At 63.5% G+C, this 19401-nt stretch carries 24 protein-coding genes; 21 read left to right on the top strand and 3 right to left on the bottom strand.

Annotated features, from left to right (window positions below; genetic code table 11):
- The first annotated feature begins 61 nt into the window (after positions 1–61).
- From LB541_RS19250 to LB541_RS19280, 7 genes are all read left to right on the top strand, one after another.
- Complete coding sequence (locus LB541_RS19250; RefSeq protein WP_140494043.1) at positions 62–646, top strand: hypothetical protein; 585 nt, start codon at positions 62–64, stop codon at positions 644–646.
- 139 nt (positions 647–785) lie between these two features.
- Entirely contained in the window at positions 786–1265 is a 480-nt protein-coding gene (nrdR, locus tag LB541_RS19255; protein WP_010915593.1) for a transcriptional regulator NrdR, read from the top strand.
- 2 nt (positions 1266–1267) lie between these two features.
- Complete coding sequence (gene ribD, locus LB541_RS19260; RefSeq protein WP_411969798.1) at positions 1268–2392, top strand: bifunctional diaminohydroxyphosphoribosylaminopyrimidine deaminase/5-amino-6-(5-phosphoribosylamino)uracil reductase RibD; 1125 nt, start codon at positions 1268–1270, stop codon at positions 2390–2392.
- 11 nt (positions 2393–2403) lie between these two features.
- Entirely contained in the window at positions 2404–3021 is a 618-nt protein-coding gene (locus LB541_RS19265; RefSeq protein WP_140515697.1) for a riboflavin synthase, read from the top strand.
- Positions 3022–3258: 237 nt separating this feature from the next.
- Positions 3259–3753 carry a 6,7-dimethyl-8-ribityllumazine synthase gene (gene ribH / locus LB541_RS19270; RefSeq protein ID WP_140494037.1) on the top strand — a complete coding sequence of 165 codons (495 nt, stop codon included), beginning with the start codon at positions 3259–3261 and terminating at the stop codon, positions 3751–3753.
- On the top strand, positions 3750–4250 hold the full coding sequence (nusB, locus tag LB541_RS19275; RefSeq protein WP_140494035.1) for a transcription antitermination factor NusB: 501 nt from the start codon (positions 3750–3752) through the stop codon (positions 4248–4250). The genes ribH and nusB overlap by 4 nt, the downstream gene beginning before the upstream one ends.
- A complete protein-coding gene (locus tag LB541_RS19280) occupies positions 4247–5461 on the top strand; it encodes an MFS transporter (RefSeq protein ID WP_140494033.1) in 1215 nt (404 codons plus the stop codon). Before nusB ends, LB541_RS19280 begins: the two co-directional genes overlap by 4 nt.
- A 14-nt stretch (positions 5462–5475) precedes the next feature.
- On the opposite strand, the gene LB541_RS19285 is transcribed toward LB541_RS19280, so the two are convergent.
- Complete coding sequence (locus LB541_RS19285; RefSeq protein WP_140494031.1) at positions 5476–6048, bottom strand: NADPH-dependent FMN reductase; 573 nt, start codon at positions 6046–6048, stop codon at positions 5476–5478.
- Between LB541_RS19285 and LB541_RS19290 the strand changes: the two genes are divergently transcribed.
- The 5 genes from LB541_RS19290 to LB541_RS19310 all read left to right on the top strand — a co-directional run bounded on the left by LB541_RS19290 (position 5965) and on the right by LB541_RS19310 (position 10326).
- A complete protein-coding gene (locus LB541_RS19290; RefSeq protein WP_181165181.1) occupies positions 5965–6174 on the top strand; it encodes a hypothetical protein in 210 nt (69 codons plus the stop codon). The two genes, LB541_RS19285 and LB541_RS19290, sit on opposite strands and share 84 nt — an antisense overlap.
- Positions 6175–6253: 79 nt before the next feature.
- Positions 6254–7165 carry an ABC transporter substrate-binding protein gene (locus LB541_RS19295; protein WP_140494029.1) on the top strand — a complete coding sequence of 304 codons (912 nt, stop codon included), beginning with the start codon at positions 6254–6256 and terminating at the stop codon, positions 7163–7165.
- A gap of 316 nt (positions 7166–7481) precedes the next feature.
- Positions 7482–8645 carry an ABC transporter permease gene (locus tag LB541_RS19300; protein WP_140656123.1) on the top strand — a complete coding sequence of 388 codons (1164 nt, stop codon included), beginning with the start codon at positions 7482–7484 and terminating at the stop codon, positions 8643–8645.
- Positions 8642–9580 (top strand): ABC transporter ATP-binding protein, encoded by a 939-nt coding sequence (locus LB541_RS19305; protein WP_140515705.1) that lies wholly within the window; start codon positions 8642–8644, stop codon positions 9578–9580. Before LB541_RS19300 ends, LB541_RS19305 begins: the two co-directional genes overlap by 4 nt.
- Complete coding sequence (locus LB541_RS19310; protein WP_140494023.1) at positions 9577–10326, top strand: ABC transporter permease; 750 nt, start codon at positions 9577–9579, stop codon at positions 10324–10326. Before LB541_RS19305 ends, LB541_RS19310 begins: the two co-directional genes overlap by 4 nt.
- 25 nt (positions 10327–10351) lie before the next feature.
- Here the strand turns inward: LB541_RS19310 and LB541_RS19315 are convergent, their stop codons facing one another.
- A complete protein-coding gene (locus LB541_RS19315; protein ID WP_224519177.1) occupies positions 10352–10693 on the bottom strand; it encodes a hypothetical protein in 342 nt (113 codons plus the stop codon).
- Here LB541_RS19315 and LB541_RS19320 point away from each other — a divergent pair.
- Both LB541_RS19320 and LB541_RS19325 read left to right on the top strand, forming a co-directional pair.
- The gene (locus LB541_RS19320) at positions 10665–11165 is read left to right on the top strand and encodes a DUF2165 family protein (RefSeq protein ID WP_140494019.1); all 501 of its coding nucleotides are present in this window, start codon (positions 10665–10667) and stop codon (positions 11163–11165) included. The two genes, LB541_RS19315 and LB541_RS19320, sit on opposite strands and share 29 nt — an antisense overlap.
- Positions 11166–11395: 230 nt before the next feature.
- Positions 11396–13537 carry a sodium-translocating pyrophosphatase gene (locus LB541_RS19325; RefSeq protein WP_140521791.1) on the top strand — a complete coding sequence of 714 codons (2142 nt, stop codon included), beginning with the start codon at positions 11396–11398 and terminating at the stop codon, positions 13535–13537.
- Between the two features lie 243 nt (positions 13538–13780).
- Here the strand turns inward: LB541_RS19325 and LB541_RS19330 are convergent, their stop codons facing one another.
- Positions 13781–14296, bottom strand: coding sequence for an outer membrane protein assembly factor BamE (locus LB541_RS19330; protein WP_140494015.1), 516 nt, complete (start codon positions 14294–14296; stop codon positions 13781–13783).
- A gap of 114 nt (positions 14297–14410) precedes the next feature.
- On the opposite strand from LB541_RS19330, the gene LB541_RS19335 reads away from it, so the two are divergent.
- The 7 genes from LB541_RS19335 to LB541_RS19365 all read left to right on the top strand — a co-directional run bounded on the left by LB541_RS19335 (position 14411) and on the right by LB541_RS19365 (position 19264).
- A complete protein-coding gene (locus tag LB541_RS19335; RefSeq protein WP_140494013.1) occupies positions 14411–14959 on the top strand; it encodes a ubiquinol-cytochrome C chaperone family protein in 549 nt (182 codons plus the stop codon).
- Positions 14956–15504, top strand: coding sequence for a YceD family protein (locus tag LB541_RS19340; RefSeq protein ID WP_224619349.1), 549 nt, complete (start codon positions 14956–14958; stop codon positions 15502–15504). The genes LB541_RS19335 and LB541_RS19340 overlap by 4 nt, the downstream gene beginning before the upstream one ends.
- Before the next feature lie 119 nt (positions 15505–15623).
- On the top strand, positions 15624–16694 hold the full coding sequence (gene plsX / locus LB541_RS19345; protein WP_140494009.1) for a phosphate acyltransferase PlsX: 1071 nt from the start codon (positions 15624–15626) through the stop codon (positions 16692–16694).
- 9 nt (positions 16695–16703) lie between these two features.
- Positions 16704–17675, top strand: coding sequence for a beta-ketoacyl-ACP synthase III (locus LB541_RS19350; RefSeq protein WP_140494008.1), 972 nt, complete (start codon positions 16704–16706; stop codon positions 17673–17675).
- 100 nt (positions 17676–17775) lie between these two features.
- Positions 17776–18099, top strand: coding sequence for an integration host factor subunit alpha (locus tag LB541_RS19355; RefSeq protein ID WP_140494007.1), 324 nt, complete (start codon positions 17776–17778; stop codon positions 18097–18099).
- Between the two features lie 224 nt (positions 18100–18323).
- Entirely contained in the window at positions 18324–18863 is a 540-nt protein-coding gene (locus LB541_RS19360) for a MerR family transcriptional regulator (RefSeq protein ID WP_140494005.1), read from the top strand.
- Positions 18864–18961: 98 nt separating this feature from the next.
- Positions 18962–19264, top strand: a complete 303-nt coding sequence (locus LB541_RS19365) for a hypothetical protein (protein WP_140494003.1) — start codon at positions 18962–18964, stop codon at positions 19262–19264.
- Positions 19265–19401: the final 137 nt, after the last annotated feature.

Consider the following 19401-nt stretch of genomic DNA (forward strand, 5'->3'; position numbering starts at 1 on the left):
CTTATCCGCCAGCGGCGCGCCGACCCCCGATCGGTCGACGCGCCGAACTGGAGACCAGACGATGCGTAATTTCCGTCCCGCCATCCTTGGCGCCCATGGCTTGCTGGCCGTTTCCCTGACATTGCCCGGGACTGCCCTTGCGCAGACCGCCCCTGAAGTGCCCGCCACCGCTACCTTCGGCAGATGGACAACCATCGTCGATACGCTCGACACCGGGCAGGATGCGCGCAAGACCTGCGCCGCTTCGACTGCCTTTTTCGATGCCAGCGGCAATTCGGGCACGCTGACGCTGTCGATCTCGAACGGCGACGCCATGCCGCCGGACGCCTACCCGGCCATCATGCTTATTGTCGACAACCGGAACCTGCCCACTGGCAAGAAGATCGCCGCGACTTTTGGTGATCCTGGCGTCAAGGTTTCCGCCACCGTCTATTCGAACGATGCCGTGAACGGCCGTCCCAGCTGGACGGTCGACAACCAGCCCAAGACCAGTCTCGCGCTCTTGCGAGCCATGCGCAAAGTCACCTCGCTCGATGTCGCTTTCGGCAAAGAGGCTTTCGCCAGCATTCCGATGGACGGCTTCACCAAGGCCTACCGCAACCTCGGCACATCATGCGGCTTTCCGACCAAGGACGTTGCACCCTAGCCAAGCGCGCGAAGGCGGGTGCTGGCAATCTGCCTCGCGGCTCGCTATCTCTGACGCGAAAGGGTCTGCGTGCCTTGCCATCGTGGCAAAAGGCTCTAAGCCTTTTCGCCTCACCAGATTCGTGAACCCAAGGCTCTCAATGCGCTGTCCCTATTGCCAGTCCGAAGATACGCAGGTGAAGGATTCGCGCCCCGCCGAGGATGGCGCGGCGATCCGCAGGCGTCGCGTCTGCCCCGATTGCGGCGGCCGTTTCACCACCTTCGAGCGCGTGCAGTTGCGCGACCTCGTCGTGGTCAAGAAGTCGGGGCGAAAAGTGCCTTTCGACCGCGACAAGCTCTTGCGCTCCGTCGAGATCGCGGTGCGCAAGCGCAATGTCGATCCCGAGCGCATCGATCGTGCCGTGACCGGCATCGTGCGCCAGCTGGAAAGCTCCGGCGAGACCGAAGTGGCCTCGGGCGAGGTTGGGCGGCTGGTCATGGAAGCGCTGAAGTCGCTCGACGACGTCGCCTACGTCCGCTTCGCCTCGGTCTACCGCAATTTCCGCGAGGCCAAGGATTTCCATGAGCTGCTGGGGGAATTGAAAGGCGACGAGGACAAGAGCGAAGAGGACGCTGGCTGAGCATGGCGGAACACAGCGAGGCCGGACAGGCAGCCCTTGACCGCCGTTTCATGGCAGCCGCACTCAGACTGTCGCGCAGGAATGCGGGCCGGACCTCAACCAATCCTTCCGTTGGTACACTCATCGTGCGCGACGATGGCTTGGGCCCGATGATTGTCGGCACCGGCGTCACCGCTGTCGGCGGCCGCCCGCATGCCGAGACCGAGGCGCTCGCCGAAGCGGGCGAACTGGCGCGCGGCGCCACCGCCTACGTCACGCTGGAGCCTTGCGCGCATCACGGACGCACGCCGCCTTGCGCCAACGCTCTGGTCAATGCCGGCATCGCGCGCGTCGTTGGCGCCGCCAGCGACCCCGATCCGCGCGTGTCAGGCCAAGGCTACGCGATCCTGCGCACCGCGGGCGTCGATGTTGTGGAGAATGTCCTGGCGGCGGAGGCCGCCGAGCAGATGGCCGGCTATCTCATTCGATCGCTTAGGAAACGGCCGGAAGTGACTCTCAAGCTAGCGCTTTCCAGCGACGGCAAGATCGGCATGGAAGGTGTTGGGCAGGTGTCGATCACAGGCGACATTGCGCGCCGCGAAGTCTATTTGATGCGCGCCGAGGCTGATGCCATCCTGGTCGGCATTGGCACGGCGCTGGAAGACGACCCGGCGCTGACGGTGCGTCTGCCGGGATTGGAGAACCGGTCGCCGGCGCGCATTGTGCTCGACAGGCAGATCAGGCTGCCTGAGACTTCGAAACTGGTGTCCGGTGTCGACCGGGTGCCGCTCTACGTCGCGGCTTGCCTGGAAGCCGATCCTCTGCGGCGGGCAACGCTCGAACGCGCCGGCGTGCGTTTCATCGGCACCGAGACGCATGAAGGCGGCGTGGCGCTGCCGGAACTGCTCGAGGATCTTGCCGCGCTCGGTATGGCCAGCGTGCTGGTCGAAGGTGGAGCCAAGGTGGCCAGCGCCTTCCTGTCGGAAGGCCTGGTTGACCGCATCGTGCTGTTCCGAGGACCGGAGGCGATTGGCAAGGGGGGCATTGCATCGCCCATCGATGCCAACCATGTCCCGGCGGGATTTCGCAAACTGCGCGAGATGCGGTTCGGCGAGGACAGCTACGCCGAGTGGATAAGAGACTTTTAGGATCAACACCGATGTTTACCGGCATTGTTACCGACATAGGCACCGTCGCGGCCGTCAAGCCGCTGCGGGAAGGCGTGGGATTGCGTATCGACACCGCCTATGATCCCGAAACCATCGCCATCGGCGCCTCGATATCATGCGGCGGCGTTTGCCTTACCGTGACGGCCTTGCCCGACAGCGGCTCGAACGCGCGCTGGTTCGAAGTCGAGGCCTGGGAGGAGGCGCTCCGGCTGACGACGGCGATGGGCTGGAAATCGGGCACGCGGATCAATCTGGAGCGGGCGTTGAAGATCGGCGACGAGCTTGGCGGCCACATCGTGTCGGGCCATGTCGACGGTACGGCCGAGATCGTCGAGCGCAAGGATGAAGGCGACGCCGTTCGCTTCACGCTGGAAGCGCCGCGCGGGCTGGCGAAGTTCATCGCGCCGAAAGGCTCCGTCGCGCTCGACGGTACCTCGCTCACCGTCAACAAGGTGGAAGGCACCCGCTTCGACGTGCTTCTGATCCACCATTCGCTGACCGTCACCACCTGGGGTGAGCGCCAGGTCGGCGACCGCGTCAATCTCGAGATAGACACCATGGCCCGCTATGCGGCCCGCCTGGCGGAAGCGGCGAAAGAGGGGCTTTGAGCATCGCCGAGCTGTTCATGAGGAACTAGCGGTGATGGAAAACAGGAATTCCAAAGTGCAAGCGCGGCTGGGGTGGCCGATGTAGATGCTGGCCGAGTAGTGGCCCACGCCATTGTTGCCTGGGCTCAAAGCCTCGCTACAGACTGTCCGATCTCGGTACCCCGTCCCAATGAGGCAATCTTGTGCTTGCGATCAATCCGGCTTCGGCCTAAGTCACCGGCGATCCCGGAGACATTTATGGCTGGCACATCCCAACACGGCAAAGCGTTCATTCGCCCGAAGAAGAAGGCCCACCTTCTCGTTATCGAGGCACGCTTCCACGACGATCTTGCCGACGCGCTGCTCGAAGGCGCGACGAGCGCGCTTGACGAAGCGGGTGCGACCTACGACGTCGTCACCGTTCCAGGTTCGCTCGAAATTCCCGCCGTCATTACCTTCGCGCTGGACGGCGCGGCGGAAGGCGGCATGAACTATGACGGCTTCGTCGCGCTTGGCACCGTCGTCCGCGGGGACACCTATCACTTCGATATCGTCGCCAATGAATCCAGCCGCGCACTGATGGACCTGTCCGTGCAGGACTCGGTCTGTATCGGCAACGGCATCCTGACCACGGAAAACGACGCACAGGCCTGGACGCGAGCCAAGCGTTCGGAGGGCGACAAGGGTGGCTTTGCCGCGCGCGCGGCGCTGACCATGATCGCGCTCAAGGAACGACTGGGAGCGCGATCGTGAGCGACCCCGCTTCGCCCGGACAGCCCACGGTGCGCCACGCCAACAAGCGCGGCGCGGCGCGGCTTGCCGCCGTGCAGGCCCTCTATCAGATGGATGTCGCCGGCAGCGGCGTCTTCGAGATCACTGCCGAATACGAAGCGTTTCGCCTTGGCAAGGAAGTCGATGGCGCGCTTTACCGCGAGGCCGATGCCCAATGGTTCCGCGCCATCCTCACCGGTGTCGTCGAGGACCAGAAAACCATCGATCCGGTTATCCGCCAGGCGCTGACCGATGACTGGCCGCTGTCGCGCCTCGATTCGACACTGCGCGCAATCCTGCGCGCCGGTGTCTACGAACTGATGAAGCGCGAAGACGTGCCGGTGGCGGTGATCGTTTCCGAATACGTCGATATCGCCAAGGCTTTCTACGAGGAAGACGAGCCGAAGCTGGTCAACGCCGTGCTCGATCGCGTCTCCCGTCGGGTGCGTGGCGAGGGACGCGGCAAGGACGCTTCATGACGGCGGTCGCCATCGAGGCGGCCAGGGAGGCGCGGCGCACCGCGTTGATCCTCGCCGCCTCGCAGGCGATCATCGGTTCGGCAGCGCCCATCGCCATCTCCATGGGCGCGCTTGCCGGTCAATATCTGCTCGGCCCGGACAAGTCGCTGGCGACGGCGCCGATCACCGGCTTCAATCTCGGCGTGGCACTCGGTGCGCTGCCGGCGGCGGCCATCATCCGCGCCATGGGCCAGCGCGGCGGCTTCATGACCGGTACGATCGTCACCGCGCTTGGCGGTCTGGTCGCGACGCTGGCACTCTTCCATGGCAGTTTTTGGCTGTTTGCCTTCGGCCTGACGGTGATCGGTGTCGGTGGCGCCTTCGTCCAGCAGTTCCGCTTTGCCGCCGCCGACAATGCGCCGCCGCAGTTCAAGGCGCGCGCCATCTCCTTCGTGCTGGCGGGCGGCATCATCACCGCCATTCTCGGACCGCAGATCGTCATCTTCACCCGCGAGTTGTTCGCACCGGTGATGTTTGCCGGTTCGTTCGCATCCATCCTGGTGCTAGCCGCCGTCGGCGCGGCGATCCTGTCATTGCTGCGCCTGCCGGCGAGGGCCGCCGCCGGCGGAACGGAAATTGCCGGCAGCGATGCCCGGCCCTTGGCCGAGATCGTCACGCAGCCGCGTTTCGTCGCGGCACTCTTCTGCGCGGTCGGCAGCTATGCCCTGATGAGCTTCGTCATGACCGGCGCGCCGCTCGCCATGGTCGGCTGCGGCCTGTCGGAGGACGATGCGACGCTCGGCATTTCGTGGCATGTCATGGCAATGTTCGGGCCGAGCTTCTTCACCGGATCGCTGATCCATCGCTTCGGTGCTGAACGCATTGTCGCGGTCGGCCTCCTGCTGCTGATCGGCTGTGCGGTCGTCGCGCTGTCCGGCTTGGCGCTATGGCAATTCTGGACGGCGCTGATCCTGCTCGGCCTCGGCTGGAATTTCGGCTTCATCGGCGCCACGGCCATGGTCGCGGCAAGCTACCGGCCTTCCGAAAAGGGCAAGGTGCAGGGGTTCCACGACTTCGTCCTGTTCGGCTCCGTGGCCTGCGCCTCGCTGATGTCGGGCATGGTCTACAATGCCTGGGGCTGGACCATGCTGAACTGGATGATCTTTCCCGTCACCGTGCTATGCTTCGTCGCGCTCGGCGCGCTGAGGATTGCGAGCTTGCGTCTGGCTTGACGCCCAATTTGAATCTATGCGTCCGGCGGCAGAACCTGAAGCACTCGCGCTATGAACATGTGAAACTCAGCCATGTAGTTGCGCAGGAAGTCCTCAGTGGATTCGACCGTCACCTCGCCGTCGTCGGTGATCAGCCCCGGCGTGAACTGTATGTAGGCTTCAGGCGCGTTCATCTGGGGCGAATTGCAGAAACTCAGAACGCTTCGAAGGCTTTGTTGGGCGACGGCGGTCGCGATGGCGCCCGGCGATGTTCCGATGACAGCCGACGGTTTGCGCGCGAACGAATTCTTGCCGTAGGGCCGACTGGCCCAGTCGATTGCGTTCTTCAATCCACCAGGGATCGAGCGGTTGTACTCCGGGGTGACGAACAATACGGCCTGGACGGAGGCGATCGCCTTTTTGAAATCCCGGGCTGCCGGTGGGAAGTCGGCGTCATAGTCGTAGCTGTACAGTGGCAGATCCTTGAAGGCGATTTCGGTCATGTCGAGTTCGGGAGGGGCAAGTTGAACGAGCGCCTTCGCGAGCTTGCGGTTGATGGATTCCCGGGCAAGACTGCCGATGAGGTAACCGACTTTGTGTATGGCCATGACACGCTCTCCGTGTTTGCCACCCGCACCCTCACCGCATTATCCGCCAGATGGCAGCAGATCGCCAGCGTCGCGTCGCAATTGGCCTTCCGAACAAAAATATTGCGTCTGTACCACTTGTTATGAAACCGTGTGCCCCGACGAGACGTTGGAGCCGTGCTCATATGCGGCACCGAATTCCGGTTCACAGCAAGGGATTTTCACAATGTTTTCAATCAAGCTTCTGGCTGGCGCGGCGCTCGCGCTCGGCATCACGGCGGCATCGGCGAATGCTCAGGTGGTTGTTTCCTCAAAGATCGACACCGAGGGCGGCGTGCTAGGCAATATCATCCAGCTCGTCCTCAACGCCAACAACATCAAGACCACTGACCGCATCCAGCTCGGCGGCACGCCGGTAGTGCGCAAGGCGATCACCGCCGGCGAGATCGACATCTATCCCGAATACACCGGCAATGCCGCCTTCTTCTTCGAGAAGGCCGACGACCCGGTCTGGAAGGACGCCGCCAAGGCCTATGAGACGGCCAAGAAGCTCGATTACGACGCCAACAAGATCGTCTGGCTGTCGCCGTCGCCGGCCAACAACACCTGGGCGATCGCACTGCGCAAGGAGGTGGCCGAAACCAACAAGCTCGCCACCCTGTCCGATTTCGGCAAATATGTCGCCGGCGGCGGCAAGGTGGTGCTCGCGGCCTCGGCCGAGTTCGTCAATTCAGCCGCGGCCCTGCCGGCGTTCCAGACCACCTACGGCTTCACGTTGAAGCCTGACCAGTTGATCACGCTCTCCGGCGGCGACACGGCCGCGACCATCGCGGCGGCAGCCAACCAGACCAATGGCGCCAACGCCGCCATGGTCTACGGCACTGACGGCGGCATCGCGCCCTCCGGGCTGGTCGTGCTCGACGACGACAAGGGCGTGCAGCCGGTCTACCAGCCGGCGCCGATCATCCGCGAGGCGGTGCTGAAGGAGCATCCCGAGATCGAGACGTTGTTGAAGCCGGTCTTCGCCAAGCTCGACCTCATCACGCTGCAGGAACTCAACGGCCGCGTCCAGGTCGGCGGAGAGCCGGTCAAGGGTGTGGCGGAAGACTTTTTGAAGAAGAATGGGTTCTTGAAGTAGTCAGCGCTTAGCTGACCGTGATGCTGGTGCGAGGCGCCCCCCTCTGGAAGCTGCCGATCTCCCCCCTTGCGGGGGAGATGTCCGGCAGGACAGAGGGGGGTGCTGTCCCGCCGACCTCTCAACTCGTCACAGCTGCGCGCTCGGATAGGACCGTTTTCGAACAAGCCGACGCTCGAAAGTTGGCGATCCTTCACACCCCCCTCTGGCCTGCCGGCCATCTCCCCCGCAAGGGGGGAGATCGGAAATCGCGTCGGCTTTCGCCAGTCGCCAGCCAACTGTGTACCTCGTGGCAGATTTCCCCCTTTGAGGGGCAGCCATGACCCTCCGCTTCGACAAGCTCGGCGTGGTCATCGCCGCGATCGCTGCCTATGCGGCTTTCGTAGCACCCTTCGCCACGTTCCGCGCCAATCGCATCGTGCCCGGCCAGGCGCGCTCGATCGTAGAGGCACTTCCGGCACTGGCCGGCCCGCTGCTTTTGGCCATCGTTGTCACAGCCGCGCTTGTCGCGCTGCTGAAAACGCCGCTCGTCCTGCGCCTTGCCGCGAGCGTGATCACGCTGGCGGCTCTCGCGCTGTTGATCGGCGTCACCGGGACATTCCTGACCCCGGCAGGCAATACCTTCGCGCGCGTTTCGCCCGCCTCCGGGTTTTGGCTGCTGATCTTCGCCTTTACCCTCCTGCTGGCCGACGTGCTGACGAGAATGAACCTGTCTCCCTGGTCACGTGTCGGCGTGCTTGTCGTTGCCGCGCTCGCCATCGGGCTGCTGCTGATATCGGGATCCTGGGACAGCCTTTCGATCCTCAAGGAATATTTCAACCGTGCCGACAGTTTCTGGGCCGAGGGCGCCAAACATGTCACGCTGGCGCTCGGTTCGCTGGCGGCGGCGGTGATACTGGGCCTGCCGCTCGGCATCCTGTGCCATCGCGTCGAGCGCCTGCGCGCCGGCGTGCTCAACGTGCTCAACATCGTCCAGACCATTCCCTCGATCGCGCTGTTCGGCCTGTTGATCGCGCCGCTCGGCTGGGTGGCGGCGCATGTGCCGGGAGCGGCCGCGCTCGGTATCCGCGGCATCGGAACGGCACCTGCGTTCGTGGCGCTGTTCCTCTATTCGCTGCTGCCGGTCGTCGCCAACACCGTGGTCGGCCTTGCCGGTGTGCCGCGTGCCGCCAATGACGCGGCGCGCGGCATGGGCATGACCGATCGCCAACGCCTGTTCGGCGTCGAGTTTCCGCTGGCCTTCCCGGTGATCCTCACCGGCATCCGCATCGTGCTTGTACAGAACATCGGCCTCGCCACCATCGCTGCCCTGATCGGCGGCGGCGGCTTCGGCGTGTTCGTCTTCCAGGGCGTCGGCCAGACCGCGATGGACCTGGTGCTGCTTGGCGCCGTGCCGACGGTCGCGCTCGCCTTCGCTGCTGCCATCATTCTCGACGCGGTGATCGAAATGACCTCAACCAAGCGCAGGGCGGACCCCGCATGATCGAGATCGAAGGCATTACCAAGCGCTACGATGCGACCACGGTGGTCGATGAAGTCTCGATGATCATCGAGCCCCGCACCCTTTGCGTCATCGTCGGCACCTCGGGCTCCGGCAAGACGACGCTGCTTCGCATGATCAACCGGCTGGTCGAGCCGACTTCCGGCGTCATCAAGCTCGACGGCGCCGACAACCGCTCGGTGCCCGGCTACGAGCTGCGGCGCAGCATCGGCTACGCCATCCAGGGCCACGGCCTGTTCCCGCACCGAACGGTGGCGCAGAACATCGCCACCGTGCCGGTGCTGCTTGGCTGGGATAAGGATCGCATCAAGGCGCGCGTCGACGAACTGATGACGCTCTATCAGCTCGACCCGCAGGCCTACGGCCCGCGCTACCCGCACGAGCTCTCCGGCGGCCAGCAGCAGCGCGTCGGCGTCGCCCGCGCGCTCGCGGCCGAACCCAACGTGCTGTTGATGGACGAGCCGTTCGGCGCGCTTGACCCGATCATCCGCACCAAGGCGCAGGAAGACCTGCTTGCGATCCAGAGGCGCTTCGGCACCACCATCATCCTCGTCACCCACGACATGGAAGAGGCCGTGCATATGGGCGACAAGATCGCCGTCATGGATGCCGGCAAGCTGGTACAATATGCCAGGCCGGCGGAGATACTGGCGAGGCCGGCCAGCGGCTTCGTCGAGACCCTGGTCGGCGCCAGCGAAAAACCGTTTCGGCTGCTGTCGCTCGGCCGCGTGCGCGACGCAGTCGAAAAGGGCGCGGCGGAAGGTGAGGCGATTCCTGGCGACGCCAGCCAGCGCGACGCGCTGGCCGAACTTCTCTGGTCCGGCCGCCCGGCGCTGCCGGTCAAGGATGCCGACGGCAAGCCGCTCGGTCGCGTTACCGTCGACGGCTTGGTGAAGCGTGCGGCGAGGCCGGCATGAAAGCCTGGCTGCCGTTGCTGCTCAGGCTTGCGCTGGTGGTGCTGCTGGTCGCTTTCGTCACCAGTCCCGGCTGGTTCGAGCCGCTGCTCAAGCCGCTGACCGAGAACGGCGCGCCGGTGATCTACAATCAGGGTAGCCTGCTGACGCTGATGCTGCTGCACCTGCGCACCGTGCTGATCGCCACGCTCGCCGCCACCATCGTGGCGGTCGCGCTCGCCATCCTGGTCACCAGGCCTGCCGGCGCCGAATTCCTGCCGCTGTCACGCAGCCTGGTCAATATCGGCCAGACTTTCCCGCCGGTGGCGGTGCTGGCGCTTGCCGTGCCGGCGGTCGGGTTCGGCGAGAAGCCGACGCTGATCGCATTGTTCCTCTATGGTCTGCTGCCGATCTTCGAGAACGCGCTGACCGGCTTGACGACGTTGCCCGGCAATGTCATGGAAGCGGCGCGCGGTGCCGGCATGACCGGTTGGCAAAGGCTGCTGAAGGTCGAATTGCCGCTCAGCGCGCCGGTCATCCTCGGCGGGATAAGGCTGTCGGTGGTTATCAGCCTGGCCACCGCCACCATTGGCTCGACGGTTGCAGCGAAGACATTGGGCGAGGTGATCATTGCCGGGCTCTTGTCCAACAATCTCGCTTTCATCTTGCAGGGCGGCCTGATCGTCGCCGCCTTGGCCGTGCTGATCTATGATGGGTTGTCGGCGGTCGAACGCTATGCCGCGCGGCGCATGGGGCGCCAGGCCGAGTAGGCTTCTGTCCCGGTGCTCCGATCTTTCAACGTCCACTTGAACGGGCAGGGTGGTCGAGCGTCAGTTCGAGTTCGATGCCTTGCTCTTTGCAGATCCAGCGGCGGCAGATGACGGCAAAGTCGTGTTGTGTGCCGGCTTTCACGAGCGAGACAAGATCACCCACGGCGCAATCGCTGCCGAGCTGCAGCGCCTCGATGGGTTCGGCGATGACTTGCTTGCCGGCATAATGTCTTGCGCTGGCCGTGAGCGTAATCAACACCCGCCTGCCAGTTGCGCGATCTTCGGGACTCGGCGATTGATTGGGCCGATGCCCCGATCCTTCAGCAGGAGTTCTTGCCATGACCTTGCGCTTCTCCAAGATCGTCATGTGTCTCTGTCTGGCGGCTTTCGCCTTTCTTGTCGCTTTCGGCAACGTCACCGATTACGGGTCAAACTTCGCCTTTGTCCAGCACGTGCTGAGCATGGACACGACCTTTCCCGGCAACGCGCTGATGTATCGCTCGATCACCAACCCCTCGCTATGGACGACGGGCTACTGGCTCATCATCGCCGGCGAGGCGCTGACCTGTCTGCTCTACCTGATCGCGGCCTGGAACCTGTGGCAAGCGCGCAATGCCAGCGGAGAGGTTTTCAACGATGCCAAGAAATTCGCCGTTATCGCCGCGACGATGGGATTCCTGATCTGGTATCTTGGATTTATGGTGGTGGGCGGCGAGTGGTTCGCCATGTGGCAATCGAGCATCTGGAACGGCCAGCAGAAGGCATTCATGTTCTACATGACCATGCTGGCGGTGCTGATCTTCGTCATCCAGCCAGACGGTGATCTGCGCCAAACCTGAGTGCTGATCCGTGATTTCAATCGATATAAAGCAGCAGCGGCATGGCGACACCTGCCGCCGTCTGGCTCTTTTGGGCGAAAGCCGGGCAAAAACCGAACAATATCTTGACGTTCGCGGCCCTGTTTCGCATACACCGCTGCGAAGAGGGGGATTCCGCGCACGGGATTCCGTCTTTGTCTCAACGGCCCAGGGAGGGGTTCTTTTGGGCCAGCAATCGAGGAAAACCCGGCATGACCATAATTTCCGCCGTCATCGCCTGCGGCCTGCTTTCTGTCCTTTACGCCATCTGGGCGACACGTTCGGTCCTCGCGTCGGACCAGGGCAATGCACGCATGCAGGAAATCTCCGCCGCCATCCGTGAGGGCGCGCAAGCCTATCTGGCGCGCCAGTACACCACCATCGCCATCGTCGGCGTGGTCGTGCTGCTGCTCGCCTGGTGGCTGCTGTCCATCACCGCCGCGATCGGCTTCCTGATTGGGGCCGTGCTTTCGGGCGCGGCCGGCTTCATCGGCATGCATGTTTCGGTGCGGGCCAATGTTCGCACGGCACAGGCCGCTTCCAACAGCCTTGCCGCCGGCCTCGACATCGCATTCAAGTCGGGCGCCATCACCGGCATGCTTGTTGCCGGCCTTGCCCTGCTTGGCGTGTCGATCTACTACCTGATCCTCACCCATTTCATGGGGCTTCAGCCCAATGACCGTATCGTCATCGACTCGCTGGTTTCGCTCGGCTTCGGCGCCTCGCTGATCTCGATCTTCGCCCGTCTCGGCGGCGGCATCTTCACCAAGGGTGCCGATGTCGGCGGCGATCTGGTCGGCAAGGTCGAAGCTGGTATTCCCGAGGATGATCCGCGCAACCCCGCCACCATTGCCGACAATGTCGGCGACAATGTCGGCGACTGCGCCGGTATGGCGGCCGACCTGTTCGAGACCTATGCGGTGACAGTCGTCGCCACCATGGTGCTGGGCGCCATCTTCTTTGGCGGCACCGCGGTTCTGAGTGCCGCGATGCTCTATCCGCTCGCTATCTGCGGCGCCTGCATCCTGACCTCGATCGTCGGTACTTTCTTCGTCAAGCTCGGCTCCAACGGTTCGATCATGGGCGCGCTCTACAAGGGGCTGATCGTCACCGGCCTGTTGTCCATCGTGGGCTTGGGCGTCGCCACCTCGGCCACGCTTGGCTGGGGCGAGGTCGGCACTGTCGCCGGCATGGTCATCACCGGCAAGAACCTGTTCATCTGCGGCCTGATCGGCCTCGTGGTGACCGGTCTCATCGTCGTGATCACCGAGTACTACACCGGCACCAACAAGCGTCCGGTCAACTCGATCGCCCAGGCCTCGGTGACAGGGCACGGCACCAACGTCATCCAGGGCCTTGCGGTCTCTCTGGAATCGACGGCACTGCCGGCCATCGTCATCGTCGGCGGCATCATCTCGACCTATCAGCTCGCCGGCCTCTACGGCACGGCGATCGCCGTCACCACCATGCTCGGCCTTGCCGGCATGATCGTCGCGCTCGATGCCTTTGGCCCGGTCACCGACAATGCCGGCGGCATCGCCGAAATGGCCGGCCTGCCCAAGGAAGTGCGCCACTCCACCGACGCGCTCGACGCGGTCGGCAACACCACCAAGGCGGTGACCAAGGGCTATGCCATCGGTTCGGCGGGCCTCGGCGCACTGGTGCTGTTCGCGGCCTATTCGAACGACCTGAAATTCTTTGCCGCCAATGGCGACAAATATCCCTACTTCCAGGGCATGGGCGAGGTCTCCTTCGATCTTTCCAACCCCTACGTCGTCGCCGGCCTGATCTTCGGCGGCTTGATCCCGTATCTGTTCGGTGGCATCGCCATGACGGCCGTCGGCCGCGCGGCGGGCGCCATCGTCGAGGAGGTGCGCAAGCAGTTCCGTGACGACCCGGGCATCATGGCCGGCACGTCCAAGCCGAACTATGCGCGCGCGGTAGATCTTCTGACCAAGGCGGCGATCCGGGAAATGATCATCCCGTCGCTGCTGCCGGTGTTGGCGCCGCTCGTCGTCTATTTCGGCGTGCTGCTGATCTCGGGCTCGAAAGCGTCGGCCTTTGCGGCTCTCGGCGCCTCTCTGCTCGGCGTCATCGTCAACGGCTTGTTCGTCGCCATCTCGATGACTTCGGGCGGCGGCGCCTGGGACAACGCCAAGAAGTCGTTCGAGGACGGATTCACCGACAAGGACGGCATCAAGCACCTGAAGGGTTCCGAGGCGCACAAGGCCTCGGTGACCGGCGATACGGTCGGCGATCCCTACAAGGACACGGCCGGCCCGGCGGTCAACCCGGCGATCAAGATCACCAATATCGTGGCGCTCCTGCTGCTGGCGGTGCTGGCGCACGGCTGAGCGGCAAAGCTCGACATTGAAAACCCGCGGGGAGCAATCCCCGCGGGTTTTTATTTGACGGCGGTTTTGGAAGGGGGAAAACGAATTTCAACGGCTGCGTCCGCGTCCTGCCGTCGCTGTCTGCCCATCGCCGACGAGCCGGCCTCTCCCGCCCCATGATAACAAAAACCCGTGGGATCGCTCCCACGGGTTTTTGGTCGCCTGAGATGGTGCTGCCATCCCCAAGGGGAGGCGGGTCTGAGATCAGGGAGTGCCGCCGCCGGGAATGCCGGGCGCCAGCTTGCTGGCGCCGTTGATGATCTGGCTGAGGAAGTTCTGGTCCTTGCCGCCAGTCGGCGTGGTACGCGATATGAAATCGAAGATCTTGCCGTCCTTCAGGCCGTAATTGGCGATCTGGGTGACCCGCCCATCGGCCCCGAAATAAACCGCCAGCACATGCTGATCGATCAGCCGCGGCTTGTCGAAGGCGACGTAGCGCTTGCGAGTCTGCGAGATGTAATAGAAGGCCTCATTGTCGAAGGTCGCCGTCGTCGAGGGCGTGCCGAGCGCGAGCAGCACCTGCTCGCGGCTTGAGCCGACCGGCACCGAATCGATCGCCTGCTGATCGATGACATACCCCTGCGTCAGCGTTTCGCTGGGGTTCAGATCACCGATCATCTTGGAACTGTTGCAGGCCGAAAGCGCCGCAATGATGGCCAGCAGCGAGATCGCGCCAGCGGGCCTGGAAGAGAAGGTCGACTTGAAATTCAGCGCGCGCAACAACAATTCTCCATTATATCGCCGCAACTTGCGCTGGGCCGCAAAACCGGTAAACCAGCTTGCTTGCCGATGCAACAAGGCCAATTCAACAAACGGTCCCCGGAGACCATCCCCATGTTCCAGCGCCTTTTTGGTCGCGAACGCCACGCCAACCGCGCCATCACCGACGCGCTTTACGCACAAATCGTGGCGGCCGCGCGGCAGACCGTATTTTATTCCCACTGGAATGTGCCGGACACGCCGCTTGGGCGTTTCGAAATGCTGTCGCTGCACATGTTCCTGGTCCAGCACCGGCTGCGTGGGGAAGACGGCGTGGCGCAGGAGATCGCGCAGGTGCTGATCGACGAGTTTTTCCTCGACGTCGACCATTCGCTGCGGGAACTCGGCATTGGCGATGTCGGAGTGCCCAAGCGCATGAAAAAGCTGGCGAAGATGTTTTATGGCCGCACCGCCGCCTATGACGACGCATTGGAGCGCAATGATCATGATGGGCTCACCGCCGCCCTTGCACGCAATGTCCGGCCCGACGCCGCGGCCTGGGCGGAAGCGTCACGACTGTCCGACTATGTCGCCGATGCCCGCAACCGGCTGGCCACGCAGCCGTGCCGGGCGATCGTCTCCGGCACGGTGACCTTTCCGCTCGCCCAGGAGGCAGATCGATGAAGCACACCGATCCGCAAAGTCCGGTATCGTTTTTTGCCAACGTCGCCCGCCTGCCGCAGAAGGGCTTGCCGGTGGTCATCGAGGCCGACGCCACCCAGCGCGCAACACTCGCCGAAGAGCACAGCTTGCTCTCGGTCGAGGCCTACCGTGCCGAATTCCTGGTGACGCCGTGGAAACGCAATGGCGTGAAGGTCAGCGGCCGGGTCGAGGCCGACATCACCCAGGCCTGTATCGTCACCCTCGATCCGGTTGGGGCGCATATCGACGAATCATTCGAGGCTCTGTTCCTGCCCGAGGATTCCAAGCTTGGACGACAGGGATTCGAAGGCGGCGGCGAGATCCTACTCGACGCGGATGGACCTGACAGTCCCGAAACATTTTCAGGCGACACGATCGATGTCGGGGCACTCGCCGAGCAGTTCTTCGGACTGGCCATCGATCCTTATCCGCGCAAGCCGGGTGCGTCGCTTGATGCCGGCCGCGAGGCCGAACCGGTGGAGAATGAATTTCAGCAGAAACTGCGGTCGCTGTTGGGAAAATCCTGAAAACCTCACCCGCGACGGAAAAGTCGGTTGTGCGAATGTCCAAAACCGCTATTTTCGCCGAACCTTCGCGATCACTAAAACGATCCGCCGCCTAAGCAAAACCGTGAGATGAATACCGCGTGATCAGGATTTCCATCGATGCCATGGGCGGCGATCACGGACCAGCCGTGGTCATTCCGGCGCTCATGACGGTCGCGACCCGCCGTCCCGACGTCCGCTTCGTCATCTACGGGCGGGAGGAGGCCGTACGACCCGAACTGGCCAAATTTCCCAAGCTGGCCGGTGTGAGCGAATTCTTCCACTGCGAGGTGGCCGTCAGGATGGACGACAAGCCGAGCCAGGCACTGCGCCATGGCCGCTGGAAGTCATCGATGTGGAAGGCTGTCGAGGCGGTCAAGTCGGGTACGGCGGACGCCTGCGTCTCGGCCGGCAACACCGGCGCGCTGATGGCGATGTCGAAATTCTGCCTGCGCACCATGGCCACCATCGACCGCCCGGCGATCGCGGCACTTTGGCCGACGCTGCGCGGCGAAAGCGTGGTCCTCGACGTCGGCGCCACCATTGGCGCGGATGCGCACCAGCTCATTGATTTTGCCATCCTTGGAACCGGCATGGCCCGATCGGTCTTCGGCGTCTCGCGGCCCAGTGTCGGCCTGCTCAATGTCGGCGTCGAGGAGATCAAGGGCCAGGAAGAGGTCAAGGAGGCTGGGCGCATGCTGCGTGAAGCCAATATGGCCTCGATGAACTATCACGGTTTCGTCGAGGGCGACGATATCGGCAAGGGCGTGGTCGACGTCGTCGTCACCGAAGGCTTCGCCGGCAACATCGCCCTGAAGACGGCGGAAGGCACGGTGCGCCAGATTGGCGGCTACCTGCGGGCGGCGATGAGCCGTACGCTGATGGCCAGGATCGGCTATATCTTCGCCAAGGGCGCGTTCGATCGCCTGCGCGAAAAGATGGATGTCGGCCGCTCCAATGGCGGCGTTTTCCTGGGGCTGAACGGCATTGTGGTGAAAAGCCACGGCGGCGCCGATTCGGATGGTTTCGCCGCCGCCATCGAACTCGGCTACGATATGGTGCGCAACAATCTGCTCGACCGCATCGAGGCCGACCTGGACTTGTTCCATGCGCGCAATCCGCATGCCCAGACATCTAGGAAATCCGACGTCGTCAGCGACGCAAAGGAATAGGAAAGAACTTTGATCAGATCAGTCGTGCGCGGCATGGGCGCCGCGCTGCCCCGCCGCATCATGAAGAATGCCGACTTTGAAGGCATGGTCGAAACCTCGGACGAGTGGATCGCCCAGCGCACCGGCATCCGCCAGCGCCATATCGCGGCCGACGACGAGACCACCGCTTCGCTGGGTGAGGCGGCGGCGCGCGCAGCGCTCGCCGATGCCGGCCTGACGCCCGGAGACATCGACCTGATCGTGCTGGCGACCTCGACGCCCAACAATACTTTTCCGGCCACGGCCGTCGAGATCCAGAACCGGCTCGGCATGCATCACGGCTTTGCCTTCGACCTGCAGGCGGTATGCTCGGGTTTCGTCTATGCGGTAACCACGGCCGACCTCTATATTCGCGGCGGCTTGGCCAAGCGCGTGCTGGTGATCGGCTCGGAAACCTTTTCGCGCATCCTCGACTGGACCGATCGCTCGACCTGCGTACTGTTCGGCGACGGCGCCGGCGCCCTGGTTCTTGAAGCCGGCGAAGGGGGCGGCAGTATTGCCGACCGCGGCGTGCTGGCGATGAGCCTGCGCTCCGACGGCGCGCACAAGGACAAGCTCTTTGTCGACGGCGGGCCTTCGACGACGGGAACGGTCGGCTACCTCAGGATGGAAGGCCGCGAGGTCTTCAAACATGCGGTAGGCATGATCACCGACGTCATCGAGGCGACGTTTTCGCAGGCCGGCATCACCGCCGACGACCTGGACTGGTTCGTGCCGCATCAGGCCAATAAACGGATCATTGACGCTTCCGCCAGGAAGCTCGGGATAGCTGAGGAAAAGGTGGTGGTGACGGTCAATCTGCACGGTAACACCTCGGCTGCTTCCGTGCCGCTGGCGCTTTCCGTGGCTGTTGCCGATGGCCGCATCAAAAAGGGCGACCTTGTGCTTCTGGAAGCGATGGGCGGCGGCTTCACCTGGGGCGCGGTTCTGCTTCGCTGGTAAGTGCCGAACGGTCCGGTTCGGTCCTTGACCTTGCCGGATCAATTACTTAGGCTCTGCCGCTGTTGTGTCGATTTTATGTTTGAGCTGATGGGACGGTCGCATGGGGGGAAAGACACTTACGCGCGCCGACCTTGCCGAAGCCGTTTACCGCAAGGTAGGTTTGTCGCGCACGGAATCGGCCGAACTCGTCGAGGCGGTGCTGGACGAGATCTGCGAGGCGATCGTCCGTGGCGAGACGGTGAAACTGTCGTCTTTCGCGACGTTCCACGTCCGCTCCAAGAACGAGCGCATCGGGCGCAATCCCAAGACCGGCGAAGAGGTGCCGATCCTGCCGCGCCGGGTGATGACCTTCAAGTCGTCGAACGTGCTGAAGAACCGCATCTTGCGCTCCCACCAGAGCGGCAAGGCAAAGGGCGGCAAGTAGGCTCGCTGCAAATGCACGGTTGAAAACAGGCCTTGCGATGATGCCGGGCTTGAATATTGCCTCACAAACCGCTGAAATGAGACCCGATTCGGCAACATGGCCGGATTGGTGTTCCGCGTGATCGTTACGCGCAGCCGGAATGAGCTCCCCTCCTGTCGAGGGCATCTCGTTCGAACGCCGGTTCCCATGTCCCGGGATCATGCTCCAGTGTGAGGATTTCGCCCATGGACAAGAGCCCTGACGCCTTTCGCACCATCAGCGAGGTCGCCGAAGACCTCGATCTGCCGCAGCACGTGCTGCGCTTCTGGGAAACGCGTTTCAACCAGATCAAGCCGATGAAACGCGGCGGCGGCCGCCGCTACTACCGGCCGCAGGATGTCGAACTGATCAAGGGCATTCGCCATATGCTCTACGACCAGGGCTACACCATCAAGGGCGTGCAGAAGCTGTTGCGCGAAAACGGCAACCATTTCCTGGTTGCCATCGGCAATGGCGATATGGCCGCCGTCGAGGCGATCTCGCAACGAAAGCAGGCCGACCAGGTGCCGTTGACGGCGGCAGCGCAGCCGCGCGGCGGAGATGACGAACTGGTTGGCCAGCCGAGGGTCAAGCCCAGCCGCCGTTTCTTCGGTCTTGGCAAGAGCGACGAGGAAGGCCCGGTCCAGCCGGACGCTTCGAAACTGTCGCGGGACAATCGCGCGCTGTTGCAGGAAGCGTTGTTCGACCTCCTCGAATGCAAGCGCCTCCTCGACCAAGTGCGCTGACGGGCAACCGGCCGGCGCCTGAAACGGGAACCCGCCTTTGGGTGATGCGTTACGTTTTCTTGAGCAAGACAAGGCTTGAGCAGACAAGGAAACGCATCATGGCATTATTCTCGACCCTCTCGGACGTCGATCTCGACAGGCGGGTCGCTGCACTCTCCAGGGAATTGGCGGCCCTGAAGAAGGCTGCGTCCAGGCGGGGCGGCGCCTATTACGAAGACGGTCGCGACGCGGCGCTTGACACGTATTCCGACCTTGCGGAACGTCTGCACGATGCGTTGCCGGCGATCCGCGAGCGGGGCAGGGCGATCGAGAAATCCGCCCGCGAGCATCCGGCGGCGGCCGCGGCGATCGGCTTTGTGGTGCTTGGTCTGGTCGCCAGTCTGCTGTTCAGCCGGCGCTGACCTTTATTTTGTTCCTCGGTTCCGCTGGATCGGTGCGCGGGCGATTCATGTTGCCCGAAAGTGCACCCGGTTTAGGACAGCGGCGCCTGTGGGTGCCACGAAAAAAGGGCCATAGCCCCAGCTTGTCGGTCTGCAGC

Origin of the sequence: Mesorhizobium sp. BR1-1-15 (genome assembly GCF_020165475.1) — a bacterium.
GTDB lineage: Bacteria > Pseudomonadota > Alphaproteobacteria > Rhizobiales > Rhizobiaceae > Mesorhizobium.